A 13,348-nucleotide genomic window follows, 5' to 3' on the forward strand; every position below is an offset into this window, starting at 1 on the left:
TTATCCCTGAATCCGTGACAAAACATCTTTACAATGGTCGCAAACCGTTGATACGATAAGGAAAAACGACGTTGACGATTCTTCATCAAGTAGGTGATGTGATGAAAGATTTCCCGATTCGGTTTGTATTGACAGATGAAGCGATTACCCCAAGTGCTGGGCTTGCTCTCGTTGGCTACTTACTCCATCGAACGAAACTGGATAAACGGGTAAACGCACTTCGGCTTCCAACGGTTCGTCGAGAAGTGCACATTTCCCATAGCGATGTCATTCGCTCGATGATTGGCTTGCTTGCCACAGGAAAAACGGATTTCGATCATATCGAAGCGTATCGTCAGGACGATATCTTTTCGGCATCGATGGGGATTCAGCACGTGCCTTCCTCTCCAACCTTGCGACAACGACTCGATCAGCTCGCTTGTCTTCCGATGACCGAAACGATTCTTTGGGAGGAGTCCATACGTCTGTTGATTCAACGACATGCCACTTTGTCCCCTTGTTGGACCAAAGGAAAGACGACATGGCTTCCCCTTGATATAGATGGTTCCCCATTTGACAACTCCGATACGAAAAAAGAAGGAGTCAGTCGAACGTATAAAGGATTTGACGGTTTTACACCGTTGTTTGCGTATGCAGGGAAGGAAGGGTATCTCGTTCATGCCGAGTTGCGTCCAGGGAAACAACATGTGCAAGACAACATGCCCTCGTTTTTAGTCACCGCTATCCGTCGAGCTCGTCAACTGACTTCATCTCGTCTGCTTGTTCGCATGGATGCAGGAAACGATGCAGAAGCGAATGTGCACGTATGCCTAAAGGAAGACGTGGACTTTGTCATCAAGCGAAACTTACGCCGAGAATCGAAAGCGCTTTGGTTCCAGATCGCTTCGCAAAAGGGCAAACGTGTCGATGATGGACAAAGCGAAGGAGTACAAACCTATGAGCTATGCCTTCCACAGAAGGCAGCGATCGATGGAAACACGTATACGTACGTTCAAGTCACCCAAGTGACGGAACGGACGATGGAACGCAATGGACAGCTGATGCTCGTTCCTGATTATGAAGTGGAAAGCTATTGGGTGCGGCTCAAAGGATACGAGCATGTTCGAATGAGCGATGTGCTCGCGTTGTATCATGACCATGCGACATGCGAACAGTTTCATAGCGAACTGAAGAGCGACTTAGATTTAGAGCGGCTTCCATCTGGGAAGATGAAAACGAATGCGCTCGTGTTGGTCATGGGAGCCTTCGTTTACAATCTTCTTCGTCTGATTGGACAAGATCTATTAAGCGATCCGAGACATCCGTTGCACCACAAAGTGAAACGCCGCCGCATCAAGACGATTATTCAGACGGTGATCACGATGGCAGGGCGACTCGTCCGTCGATCACGACAGACCTGGATGAAACTGACGCGAAGGAGTGGCTATAGCGAGCCCCTACTGAACGTCTATCAGAAATGGAGAGAGGTAAGATAACGAACGAATGTTCGGGCACTAATGTCCAACGTCACTCCCTGTGCTTTTTTGTCTATTTTTTTGGTTCGTATACCTAAAAAAGAGATTTGTTCCATTTTCGGAAATAGAGATGACATAGGTCATAAGCATAAAAAGGGTTTTATGGATTATCAATCCATCAAAATTACAACAAAATCAAAGTCGATTTCAATTCATCACGGATTCAGGTTATCATTACTTTTCCAAAATAATCCCGTAAATTTAGGAGTATGTAACAAATTCGTAAGCCTTTATTTAGCAGTTTCATACGGCCAACTTTCATTCCAAGGTTCAATACATTGATCCAAATGATCTGTTGTAATGGTCACAACTGTTTCGGTCACTAATAATTCCTCCTCTCCATATATTACTTCAACTCTCCTGCCATTAACCATGAAGCAAACCTTCATCGCAGATATAAACATTAACTCGTTCTTTCATGGGAATCGAATAAGGGATTATTCTTTTTAAAACCATTCCATTCCTCTCGAAGAATGCCCATCCGAATAGAATCATAGTATTCGCCATTATAGTAGCGGCATTTTCTCATTCTCCCTTCTAATTGCATTCCTAATTTTTCCGCACATCTTATCATTCGTGGATTTCCGGACCAAGTCGTCAGACCCACTCTCTCGATGGTTAAATTTTCAAAGAGATAGTCAATCCATAAAGATAATGCTTCGGTTCCAAATCCACCATTCCAATGTTCAGGAGAATATATGACGATTCCCATTTCAAGCCATCGTGTACGCTTATCCTCCCAATAATAGCTAACCATACCTATAATTTGATTTTGACATTCTATTATCATTTGACTTGGTACATCCGTAACATTCATTCTTTCTTCCATTCTCTTAGAAAACTTTTCAAAAGTGCAAAATTCAAGCGGATAATAAGGAGCGTTGTACTTTTTCCATTCTGGATTCTCAACACCATATATCAGGTTATACAGAATTGGCAGATCATCTTGCGTAGGTGTCCGCAGAGAAATTCTTTTTCCTGTCAGCAACATTTTTCGCAACCTAACATGACAGAAGATAGGCAAAAGGCTTGAAGGAGAAGGATTTCTCCTTCAAGCCTTTTCCAACACATTTGCACAACTTTGTTTTCATTTTGGCAGGAGTTTATCGTGAATGGCAAGAGTTTATTTAAGTTCTAAAACTTTATGTTCAGTCATAATAAACTCCTGCTACTCTCCACCCCTTCAACCCGCATTCCTACGCCTCCTATATTTTTCCATTCATAATAAAGTCGTTCACGAATCGCTCATTTTCTCGATTTTTGCTTCGATTTTTTCTGGCAGAACTTTATTATGTTTGAAAATAAAGTCGTGATAGAAAATAGGGGAAAAGGCTTGAGGATAAAGGATTTTCCCTTTTCCCTCTTTCCTTTCCCCTGCCTTGCTCCTGCCCTTTTGCACAACTTTATTTTGATTTTGCTACGACTTTATTTTATATGGCAGGACTTTATTTATTCCTTACATAGTAACAGGATATAGGGATTAGGGAAAGAGAGATTTATCATTCTATTCCCTTACCTTCCCCACAATTTTAAAATTTAGATTCTCCTCGTCAAAGTAAGTTATTTTATACCATCTACGGCTTTCTGGATAATAAAAGTAAAAGTTACTTCCATAATTGTAATAATGGAATCGATATGATTTGCCGTCAATAGAATCCTTCTTGGTACGGTGAATTGAATAATCATAACTTTCAGTGGACATTTCTTTTGTCTTATAAGCCTTTATTTGTCTACCTTCTTTATCTTCAAGAATTAACATAAACTTAACCTCCCTGTATTATGCTGTATATTTAATATAAAATAATGCAGGGAAGTGTATTAAGGACAAAAAACGGGATTTTATCATAATTCACTCTTGTATAAATCCCGAAAATGCTTTACATCATTTTTATCAATAGTTTTATTATTGATTATATGTTGTCCCTTTCCAATATAGTTTTCCATAAATTCTTCTACATCGTCATTTTCAAAAGAGTTATTGTTGAAATTAAATTTATTTTTGACATCCTGTTTTACTTCGTACTTAATCTCACTAAGATTGAAAATTTCTTGGTAGATTTCGTGAACAACCTTCAATAAATAATTTTCTGTTGTTGCTACTTCTTCAAGTTTATTAAAGTAATCATGGTTTCCTAATATAAAACGGTTTCATATAAGGCATACCCATTTGTTACAGCAATCAATTTCTTTAGATTTTGCCTGATTACTCCTTTGCCCTTCTGAGGTACTTCAATTTTTCTCAGCAATTTTATTATTCGATAAAAAAATTCATATCGAATTGAATTCTCTAATTGAAAAAACTGAACCCCTTTTTCAAAGTATGTCATATCTTTGGAGTATCTAATTTCATCATAAACATCATTGATACTGTTTAATAATTTAATGACCTCGGCACTCGCCTTCTTTTTACTGTTGCATATCGCCCCTGTTTTAATACTTTCAAATACATCATAGTCCATTACTCTCAACAACTGAAATATCTGATACTTCTTTAGTTTATGTCCCTCTATTCTTGCTTTTATCTCCGAAAGCTTTTGATATTGAATATTATCGTATAGCTGAATATTATCAAAAAATCCGAAATATCTACAAATTTCTAAGTATTGGTTATCTTTGTGTTTCTGAAACGATTGGTAATCACGTTGCACTTTCTTATAATAGCTTTCAAAGCTGTCAAAACGCCCTTTAAAGCTATTTTGTTTAGCAAACTCCCTCAAAGTCATGGAAGGGGCAAGTTTCAAATATGCATCATAGTACACTTCAAATACGATTTGATTTATGAAGTTTTCACGACTCATTGTTACATTATCGTTGAATAAGGGATAAAGCTCTCCATTAATCCAAACAGAAGAACTTTCCACTCTTTGTTCAATAAACTGCTTAACCTCACTTATACTCAAAACAGCCATCTCCAATCGACATACGTATATAGTCTCTTCAATTAATTTTTTTCTGACAAGATTATTAAAATTATTTAACTTGATACTATAATAAACATATTTCTGCATATACCATCTATTTTATAATGATAAATATAGTCTATTATCAAGACAGGTTTAAATAACATAACTCTCTCTTTTCGGGGTGAATATTCATGAAAATATTTCGTGAAGGAGATAGGATAGTTTTTAAAAGTGACAAAAGAAACAAGCTCGGCTATACCGATTACACAGAGGAACTGTGGGAAAAGATTAATGCAGTCAAATGGGTTATTAACGGTGAATACATTTATTCTCCACAATTAAAAATGTACTTACATAGATTTATTATGGCACATTGGTACGGAGAAGATATACTGAAGCAATCAACAGAGAATGGATTCATAGTAGAACATCACGATAATGACGGGTTTAACTGTTTAATCAGTAATTTAAGTTTCGCTCCAGAACCTATAAATAAAGCAAAGGCTTTTACCTATGATAAAGACAGGATTGAAATGATGCGTGATGTTGCAATTAATTTTTATAAGGATTTCAACACAGGACAGTACCAAATTACGATAGCTTTTAATAAGGAAACATTACTTTGGATACCAGAAAAAAACAAATTCGTTGATATCGTGAAAATGTTTTTACTTTATGATGATGACTTCATCCGAACCTTTCAAGATGCACACAGTATTTTACATGAAATGAAACAATATAAAAAGTTGGATTTGTCTAAATTGAGATATAAAAAGATGGAATATGAAGAAGCAATCCATATTCCACTCCCTTCTTCTGATGAAGAAGATATCGTGTTTTTTGAACATAATGGGAAAATTGCTATAAGATTAGGAACTGATAAAGCATTCATTAATCAAGTTCCACCAAATAAAAAACTATATGAAGACACTGACTAAATAAGGCACCTACAACTACGTATATAATGAAAATTCTTTATTAGGACTCGGTTATTGTTTGTTGTTGATTTCTTGTTCAACTCTCATGGAAGAGCGAATTACCTCCCGTCATCTGTAGTGAAGCTCGTTTCATGGTTGGCTAATGGGACAGTAAGATTCAGCAAGACTAAACTCACTGATACAACAAAATTGAGATTATGTTAATTTGTGATTGCCTCTGGCAACGAAGCCAGAGGCAATTTCTTTGTAGCTATTTAATGGGATGGCTCGGTTATTTCATCAGTGTCGTGAAGGATAAAGTCGATTTTTTGACCAAAAATCTCAAGTAATTTCTGTTCAATTTTTTTCCTCGTATCTGGTTTAATTTCTTCAACATAAAAATGGATATTACCGTCCTTGTCCTTGTTAATTCCTTTAATACCTAAGCTGTCTAATTTCTTTTGTTCATAATAGAGTCCACCATTTTTAATGTCGTGTTCTCTGATTTTATCTAATGGTGAGTGATTACAAGCAACAAGAACAATGAAGAAGAGAAATACTATAAGTTTTACCTTTTCATTCGGTAAGGTTACAATAAACTCATTTTCGATTTATTTTCCTAACATTATGATAACTACCTTTCACATATTGTAAATTGCAATGATTTTCTTTACTCTAAACAAGATTAAATCTTTATCCTTATCCTGTTCTCGCCACTATTCATATACTGCACAAGATGAGATTAAATTTTCCGCCCACGCAACCACTTCAGGTTTATCGCTGATATAAAGCTCTTGGTCACCTCTTCCATTTGTTTGCATTTCTACATCCCCATTCTGAAGAATTTTCCACTTTTTTATACCACAAGTAAAATTCTCATGTTCTCCCTGAAAGCAAGGTGGGAGTTCCCAAAGAGACCGCTTTTTAGCTCCTTCTTTTGTCAGAACAAGTCGTTTGTCATATCTAAAACATCCCCACCCTTGTTTCTGAGGAAATTTTGAAAAACTTTTCGTTGCCATGTAAATTGCATTTCTTTGAGTTCCGTACTCTTCTCTTTCCCTTATATGTGGGTGATATTTCATCCAGTCAGGAACAGAAGCTCCTGCTTGTATGTCAAATACACAATCTACTTCTAAGTACCCAAAAATAGCATGTATATCAGGAGCATCAGGACAATATTGATAAACATCATTAATTCGTCTTACCTCTTTAAACCAACCAAAAAATAAGAAAATATCCCCTTTTCCAACTTGCCTATTACGTAATGTCCCTTGTGAAGTTCCACTTTGTCCAAACAATCCCCGCCATTTCTCTGGTCGATGTGGTATAATGGACTTTCTTATATCAGGGTCCACATGGGCTTCTGAATATAGCTTTATCCCTAAATCCTTCATAACCTTTAAATAACTCTCAGTTGGAGAGAATATCAAATTTTTGTAAAAATCACCTGAATCAGCCCTTGGAATCGGTAACGAAACCAATTTACCATCTATTATTAGACTTGCTTTTCCTCCCGTTGTCCCGTCAAAACCTTTTCTGCTTAATATTACCTTTCTTCCCACGGGCCTCTCTCCCTCTAATGTATTAATTATTAAACCAATGAATTAAAGTAGTATTAGACCGATTTTTCAATAATTATTTATGAGGAAACATGTATTAAGATTTTAAACCTTTTTTAGACAGAAAAACCTATACAATTTGTGCATTTATGCTAAAGTAGCCATCACCTTGGATAAACAAAAATAACATTTCCGTTTGATTTTCAAAAAAGAACATTGCTTTATAAGATTAGGATAACATTCGTCCAACGCACTTCTAAACTCTTAGTCAGTGGTATAGTGGAGGAAAAGCTCCTCTTTTTTAGGAAATGAATGATAGAACGATTAATTTGTTTATCGTAATCTGAATAAATGTTGACTAACCATTCTTGAATATCTGTATCATATAGACGTAACCGCTTTCTATATTTTTCGAGCCTTTCATTATTTAAATGCTGTCTGCTCTTCCACTTTTGTAATATCTAAATACCGATTAAAAAACTCAAAAACATATCCCACACATGTTACAAGTTATTAATTCTTGATTCCTTATCAAATTCATTGCTACCGTCTTCTCTTTTTCTTCGAGCAGTATAGTTCCTCAAATGAAAGCACCATTTCTAAAATATGAACTCTTTGCCCAAATGATAAAAAACTGAAGTAATATAAAACTTAACTCGTCTACCTCAGTCCTCTATCCGATTTTTTTGAACGTTATAAACTCCCCTTCTCCTTCAATCCTCAAAAAAGATAAAAAATTCCCCTTATATCTCCACTATGTCAGTCAGAGCTTGTCCTCTAAATCAACTGTTCTTCACCTACCGCTTTGATACCAATTTCATTCCTAATTCTTCAAGTCGATTCCTTTGGTTTGCTGTTAAAGGTGGGGTAGCAATAAATAAAAAGTCCTTGGCACGACTTAAAGCAACATACAATATTCTTATTTCATCCTCATTACTATTAATATCTGGACTAAGTAATAACTCTAATAACTCTATTTTGTCTAAGAATACAAGAACTGACTCAAACTCTGCTCCTTTTGCCTTATGCATGGTTCTAATTTTGCTTGATTTTTCTTCAGGCATTTTAAGGTCATTAATTAAATCTGACATCATTGTTGTTTCAGCAAAGTCTTTAGCCTTTCCTCTTCCATAATTCATTATTTTAAAACCTGCTTTACTTAAAAATAAGGATAAATCATTATAATAGTTATACAGTGAGATATTTTCAATGCTATTTGGATAATTCATTATATACTCCAATAAACTGACAGCCAGGCTTCTTTTTTGCATAGACGTTATGGTTTGTCCCTGACGGAAAGGGGATTTCAATAATTTATTTCGACCAGTTGTAAAAACTTTCATCATTTGTTTTACAGCCACTTCATAACGTCCTTCTTTTCCAAACTGTCTTGCCAATATAATATTTCTAATGAACTTATCTCTTTTTGACGAATCTGTTTCAAAAAAAGTGTTCCATACATTCAATATTTTTGCATTTTTTAGGATTTTTACCGTATCATTATATCTGGCTAACACACAATAATCATTGTTGAGGTTTTTGTTTTCTCTTTCTCTATGAAAAATTTCTATTAACTCCGTAATATCGTCATCATTATACTCCATGAACATAACGGGATAATTTTTCCCTTCCCTAATGGGCATTTGTTCTAAAGAATCATTTTTTCGTATAAAGTTAAGTATTTTAACGATACTTGGGCTACTTCTTCTATTTTGCGTTATTTTAAAGTTTAGTTGGTTAGGAAGAGAAAACGCCATAAAATCTTTTCTGGATGCACCTTGGAATTCAAATATTGATTGGGCTGAATCTCCTATTACTCCTACCACAGAACCTTTATCCGCTAACCACTTAATAATCTCCGTTTGAATCGGATTGGTATCCTGAAATTCATCCAAGAATATGAACGGATATTTAGCTGATAAACAATCTAATAAGATGGGGAACTCTTTCAATATTTTAAAAGAAAAATAGAGAACATCTTCGTGATGTATTATTCCCTTCTGCCAAGATAACTGTTTATAAGAAAGTAAATACTCGTTTCTAATATAATACCCATCTATCTTTTTATTAACATTTCTGCGAACTCGTAATCTAAGTTCACCGTCCTCTAAATACCATTCCAATGCCTCTAAACATTCCCTAATTTTGTTGTTATCTTTCATATAGTTCAAGTTATTAGCCCTTTTCCATTTCATTAGCATTCCATTAGATACTTTATTTTCCTCATGTCCATCCATTTCATCTATATTTACTAATATAGTCCCGTCTAAATTACGTAATAAGTAGCAGTAGGGTTTTACGACATTTTTAGTAAGCGTCAAATCTTGGACACCTTCTTGATGTGCTAATTTCATGAGATAATCTCCTCAAGATGAAATTGAAGGAGGTTTTTTTATGCCTAAGAATCCTGAATTACGAAAGGTTTGGGAACAACGAATCGCTGACTATCGTAAAAGCGGTCAAACTCAAGTAAACTGGTGCAAGGAAAATCAATGGAGTATTCACCAGTTTAAATACTGGTTAAGAAAAATTGAAAATCCAATAAAAAATCAAGGAAAGTCTACAAAATGGGCATCCGTTACCCTAGAAGATCATTCACAAACAGTTGAAAATTCATTACGGATTGAAATTAGTGGGATTTCAATTGAAGTAAAACCTGGTTTCGATCCGGCCTTTCTTTCAGAAGTGGTTAGGACGTTGAAATCAACATGTTAGTTGGTACAAGAGCTGAACGAGTTTACTTGGCAAAAGGAAGTACTGATTTGAGAAAATCCATTGATGGATTAGCTGCTTTGGTGAAAGAGGGATTTGATTTAGATCCCTTTTCATCAAGCTATTTTGTGTTCTGTAATCGAAAGCGAGATAAATTAAAAATTCTTCACTGGGACTATAATGGTTTTTGGCTTTATTATCGTCGATTGGAAAAAGGAAAATTTCAATGGCCAAATGAAAATGACACTGGAACGATACAAATTAGTTATCGGCAATTACGCTGGTTATTGGATGGTCTTGCAATGGAGCAAAAGAAAGCACACCCAGAAGTAAAGGCTAGAACAGTTATATGAATTTTTTACTTTTAACAAAAACCTTGGAGGAAAATATATAAATTAAAATAAAGGTTTTCTCCCGTTCCACGGCGAATAAATACAAAGAGAAAATAGGGGAACGGAGAGAAAATATGATGCCAAATCACAAAGACGAGATCGAAAAGTTGTCCACTGCCATGAAAGAAGCAAAAAGTAAACGAGCATATGAACGCTACCAAGCGATTTATCTTCATTTGCAGGGATATACCAAAGGAGAAATCGCAACGATTATTGGTCGATCCAAGAAAACTATTTATAACTATATTCATGCCTACGCCCAGCGCGGTCTTGATGGACTGGAGATGAAATACTCACCTGGCGCCCCACGTCGATTGACCCCTGAGCAGGAAAAAGAGCTGGCTTTGATCATTGAACATCAGCTCCCCGTAGATGTGGGATTCGAAGCAAAATATAATTGGACGCTTGCGATAATCGCTGAACTCATTCAACAAAAGTGGGGGCCAACATACACGCTTCGCGGAACAAGTGACATTCTGCATCGGTTAGGGCTAAGCTATACGAAACCGACCTATACACTAGCCAATGCCGATGAAGAGAAACAAAAAGAATTCGTCGAAATCACCTTCCCTGAAGTAAAAAAAAACTGGTAGATGGGAACATCGCCCATGTCCTCTTTCAAGATGAGTCGATGATTCGTGATTACCAAGCGATTCAAAAAACATGGTTTGTCAAAGGAAAACAACGAATCATTCCGACGTTTGGAAAACATCAAGGGCTGAAGCTGATTGGCACGTTGAACTACGAAACAGGGGAAGTGTTTTGCATCGAAGAAGAATGCTATGACGCGGAAACATTTCTTCGATTTCTTCAACTTGTGTTAGAACGCTATCCCACAGGCAAAATAGTGATGATTTTAGATAACGCTCGAATTCACCATGCCAAACTCATTCAGCCATTTTTAAAAGAACACGAAGATCGGTTAGAGCTCGTCTTTTTGCCACCATACAGTCCGCAATTGAACTTGATTGAAGGGCTATGGAAATGGCTGAAATCAGACGTGATTTACAACGTGTTCTATTCGAGTGTGCAAGAAATTAGAAAGAATGTCCAAGCCTTTATTCAGCGAATCAACCAGAAACCAGAACAAACGATCGATCGTTTGTGTGTTCAGTTGTAAATCTTTAATTCAACTTATATAGCTAAAACCGTCGAATTATTACTACATGATGAAAAATTTAAAGAATCCTACCCAAAACCCATTTGAATTAATTGAAAAACTTCAACAGCAAATCGTTGAATTGACGGCGAAATTACGATGGTATGAAGAACAGTATCGTCTTAGTCAAAAACGAAAATTTGGCTCTTCAAGCGAAAAAACAAATCCTAATCAATTAGAACTACCTTTATTCAATGAAGCAGAGGTAGAGTCTAATGTAAAAGCCGAAGAGCCAACTGTTGAAACAATTACATATCGTCGTAAAAAGAAACGTGGTCAACGTCAAGCTACGTTTGAAAACCTGCCTATGGAAACGATTGAATATCGTTTACCCGAAGAAGAGCAGGTCTGTTCGTGTTGCGGTGAAAAAACACACGAAATGAGCACAGAAGTACGACAAGAATTAGTGATTATTCCGGCTCAAGTCAAAGTTTTAAAACACGTTCGATATGTCTATGGATGCCGTCATTGTGAGCGTAATGAAATAGAGACACCAATCGTTACAGCACCTGCCCCAAAATCTGTGTATCCAAAAAGTTTAGCTTCACCGTCAAGCATGGCATATATTATGAATCAAAAATATGTAGAGGGGCTACCTCTATATCGCCAAGAACAACAGTTCAAACGATTAGGTGTGATCTTATCCAGGCAAACCATGGCCAATTGGATGCTTTATGGTGCCGAAAAATGGCTTGCGCCAATTTATCAACGAATGAAAGAGCATCTCCTCTCTAAAGACATTCTACATGCGGATGAAACAACTGTTCAGGTTTTACATGAACCTGGAAGGTCAAGTACATCGAAATCTTACATGTGGCTTTATCGGACTGGAAGAGAGGATCCACCACTTGTCCTTTATGACTATCAGGAAACTAGAGCAGGAGAACATGCCAAAGAATTCCTAAAAGGGTTTAAAGGATACCTGCATGTCGATGGATATGCAGGATACCATAAGGTATCCGGCGTAACATTAGTTGGATGTTGGGCTCATGCCCGCAGAAAGTTCGATGAGGCTTTAAACGTACTTCCTGAATCCAAACGTCATTCAGCAGTCACAGCTCGGGAAGGACTCAATTTCTGTAATCAGCTATTTGCCATCGAGCGTGATTTGAAAGAATGTACACCAGAAGAACGATATAAAAAACGACTTAAACACAGCCAACCATTGTTGGAGGCTTTTTCAGCATGGCTAAAAACAGAGAAAAGCAATGTTTTACCAAAGAGTCTATTAGGTCAAGCCATTACATACTGCCTCAACCAATGGGAAAAACTCGTGGCATTTTTAGAGGATGGACGTTTAGAAATCGATAATAATCGAAGTGAACGATCCATTAAACCATTTGTGATCGGTAGGAAGAACTGGATTTTTAGCAATACTCCGAAAGGAGCTAAGGCCAGCTCAATCATTTACAGTATTGTGGAGACAGCAAAAGAGAATAAATTAAATCCATTTTATTATCTTCGCTACTTATTTGAAAAGCTTCCCAATATGGATATAAGCAATATGGATGAGCTTGATCAACTACTTCCTTGGTCCAAAACAATTCCTTTGAATTGTCGGGTTTTTAATAACTTATCACAATAATAGTATTTAATCCCTATCATTAAAAGGTGGGGATTATTTTACGCTTACCATTTTTATACAAAAAGCTATGAATAGTTGAAACCTCAACTCTTTGAATATCTGTCCCTAATCGCTCGATAATCTCTTCAGTACCAACCGTAGTATATGTAATACATGCAATTTTTGACACCTTTCCAAGTCGCTCAGAATTTTGCAAAACGTTTCTAATATGTTTTATAAGCCAATGAGTCTTCCCTGCTCCTGGACCTGCAATTACCTTAAAATGTTTATGTAAGTCCTCCTTGTCCATTAAAAATTCAGAATCAATGATAATAGTATCATCACTTTGAAGCATAGTAATCCCCTCATTCCTTATAACATACCCAATTAAAAGCAGCCTCAATATGATTTGGCAGAATTAACTTAGCCGATTTATCATTTTTCAATCTATGAGCAATTTCAAGTGCTAACTCACCTTTCCTTCTATCCGCATACTTTAAATATGATGCGGCATATCTTGCTCTCTCTTTTTCTTCTGATGACCAATCACTGCTCTTTAAAGAATCAAAATCTTCCAACTTAATATCATCAAACAAAATCGAATTGGAATAGTTTTCCCGTAAGCGTA

Annotated in this window: 13 protein-coding genes; 6 read left to right on the plus strand and 7 right to left on the minus strand. The window is 36.3% G+C overall.

Annotated features, from left to right (window positions below):
• Nucleotides 1-101: 101 nt before the first annotated feature.
• Nucleotides 102-1,475: an IS1380 family transposase gene (locus N1I86_RS05275; RefSeq protein ID WP_341097263.1), complete on the plus strand. Its 1,374-nt coding sequence runs from the start codon at nt 102-104 to the stop codon at nt 1,473-1,475.
• Between the two features lie 442 nt (nt 1,476-1,917).
• On the opposite strand, the gene N1I86_RS05280 is transcribed toward N1I86_RS05275, so the two are convergent.
• From N1I86_RS05280 to N1I86_RS05290, 3 genes are all read right to left on the minus strand, one after another.
• A complete protein-coding gene (locus N1I86_RS05280) occupies nt 1,918-2,505 on the minus strand; it encodes a GNAT family N-acetyltransferase (RefSeq protein ID WP_270584342.1) in 588 nt (195 codons plus the stop codon).
• A 513-nt stretch (nt 2,506-3,018) separates the two neighbouring features.
• Nucleotides 3,019-3,273, minus strand: a complete 255-nt coding sequence (locus N1I86_RS05285; RefSeq protein WP_341095284.1) for a hypothetical protein — start codon at nt 3,271-3,273, stop codon at nt 3,019-3,021.
• Nucleotides 3,274-3,646: 373 nt separating this feature from the next.
• Complete coding sequence (locus tag N1I86_RS05290) at nt 3,647-4,414, minus strand: hypothetical protein (protein ID WP_341095286.1); 768 nt, start codon at nt 4,412-4,414, stop codon at nt 3,647-3,649.
• 194 nt (nt 4,415-4,608) lie between these two features.
• Here N1I86_RS05290 and N1I86_RS05295 point away from each other — a divergent pair, with 194 nt between their 5' ends.
• Nucleotides 4,609-5,355 (plus strand): hypothetical protein, encoded by a 747-nt coding sequence (locus N1I86_RS05295; protein ID WP_341095288.1) that lies wholly within the window; start codon nt 4,609-4,611, stop codon nt 5,353-5,355.
• A gap of 695 nt (nt 5,356-6,050) precedes the next feature.
• Here the strand turns inward: N1I86_RS05295 and N1I86_RS05300 are convergent.
• Nucleotides 6,051-6,896, minus strand: a complete 846-nt coding sequence (locus tag N1I86_RS05300; RefSeq protein WP_341095291.1) for an Nmad3 family putative nucleotide modification protein — start codon at nt 6,894-6,896, stop codon at nt 6,051-6,053.
• A 794-nt stretch (nt 6,897-7,690) separates the two neighbouring features.
• Nucleotides 7,691-9,247: an ATP-dependent helicase gene (locus N1I86_RS05305; RefSeq protein ID WP_341095294.1), complete on the minus strand. Its 1,557-nt coding sequence runs from the start codon at nt 9,245-9,247 to the stop codon at nt 7,691-7,693.
• 40 nt (nt 9,248-9,287) lie between these two features.
• On the opposite strand from N1I86_RS05305, the gene tnpA reads away from it, so the two are divergent.
• From tnpA to tnpC, 4 genes are all read left to right on the plus strand, one after another.
• Nucleotides 9,288-9,608, plus strand: coding sequence for an IS66 family insertion sequence element accessory protein TnpA (gene tnpA / locus N1I86_RS05310; RefSeq protein ID WP_003352856.1), 321 nt, complete (start codon nt 9,288-9,290; stop codon nt 9,606-9,608).
• On the plus strand, nt 9,602-9,958 hold the full coding sequence (gene tnpB / locus N1I86_RS05315) for an IS66 family insertion sequence element accessory protein TnpB (RefSeq protein WP_003352857.1): 357 nt from the start codon (nt 9,602-9,604) through the stop codon (nt 9,956-9,958). Before tnpA ends, tnpB begins: the two co-directional genes overlap by 7 nt.
• A 113-nt stretch (nt 9,959-10,071) precedes the next feature.
• Nucleotides 10,072-11,117 (plus strand): IS630-like element ISBs2 family transposase gene (locus tag N1I86_RS05320; protein ID WP_076611651.1). Its coding sequence is split into 2 segments (ribosomal slippage): nt 10,072-10,575 and nt 10,578-11,117, totalling 1,044 coding nucleotides; the frame shifts between segments, so codons are not numbered across the junction.
• 46 nt (nt 11,118-11,163) lie between these two features.
• Entirely contained in the window at nt 11,164-12,741 is a 1,578-nt protein-coding gene (tnpC, locus tag N1I86_RS05325; RefSeq protein ID WP_341095296.1) for an IS66 family transposase, read from the plus strand.
• Nucleotides 12,742-12,760: 19 nt separating this feature from the next.
• On the opposite strand, the gene N1I86_RS05330 is transcribed toward tnpC, so the two are convergent.
• Entirely contained in the window at nt 12,761-13,075 is a 315-nt protein-coding gene (locus tag N1I86_RS05330) for a UvrD-helicase domain-containing protein (protein ID WP_341095298.1), read from the minus strand.
• A gap of 10 nt (nt 13,076-13,085) precedes the next feature.
• Nucleotides 13,086-13,298 carry a hypothetical protein gene (locus N1I86_RS05335; RefSeq protein WP_341095299.1) on the minus strand — a complete coding sequence of 71 codons (213 nt, stop codon included), beginning with the start codon at nt 13,296-13,298 and terminating at the stop codon, nt 13,086-13,088.
• Nucleotides 13,299-13,348: the final 50 nt, after the last annotated feature.

Origin of the sequence: Bacillus sp. FSL W8-0116 (assembly GCF_038003825.1) — a bacterium.
Lineage (GTDB): Bacteria > Bacillota > Bacilli > Bacillales > DSM-4216 > Bacillus_O > Bacillus_O smithii.

Bases quoted from the DNA above. Each gene is read 5' to 3' on its own strand.
- N1I86_RS05275 (WP_341097263.1), top strand. From the start codon at position 102: ATGAAAGATTTCCCGATTCGGTTTGTATTGACAGATGAAGCGATTACC.
- N1I86_RS05280 (WP_270584342.1), bottom strand. From the start codon at position 2,505: ATGTTGCTGACAGGAAAAAGAATTTCTCTGCGGACACCTACGCAAGAT.
- N1I86_RS05285 (WP_341095284.1), bottom strand. From the start codon at position 3,273: ATGTTAATTCTTGAAGATAAAGAAGGTAGACAAATAAAGGCTTATAAG.
- N1I86_RS05295 (WP_341095288.1), top strand. From the start codon at position 4,609: ATGAAAATATTTCGTGAAGGAGATAGGATAGTTTTTAAAAGTGACAAA.
- N1I86_RS05305 (WP_341095294.1), bottom strand. From the start codon at position 9,247: ATGAAATTAGCACATCAAGAAGGTGTCCAAGATTTGACGCTTACTAAA.
- tnpA (WP_003352856.1), top strand. From the start codon at position 9,288: ATGCCTAAGAATCCTGAATTACGAAAGGTTTGGGAACAACGAATCGCT.
- tnpB (WP_003352857.1), top strand. From the start codon at position 9,602: ATGTTAGTTGGTACAAGAGCTGAACGAGTTTACTTGGCAAAAGGAAGT.
- tnpC (WP_341095296.1), top strand. From the start codon at position 11,164: ATGATGAAAAATTTAAAGAATCCTACCCAAAACCCATTTGAATTAATT.
- N1I86_RS05330 (WP_341095298.1), bottom strand. From the start codon at position 13,075: ATGCTTCAAAGTGATGATACTATTATCATTGATTCTGAATTTTTAATG.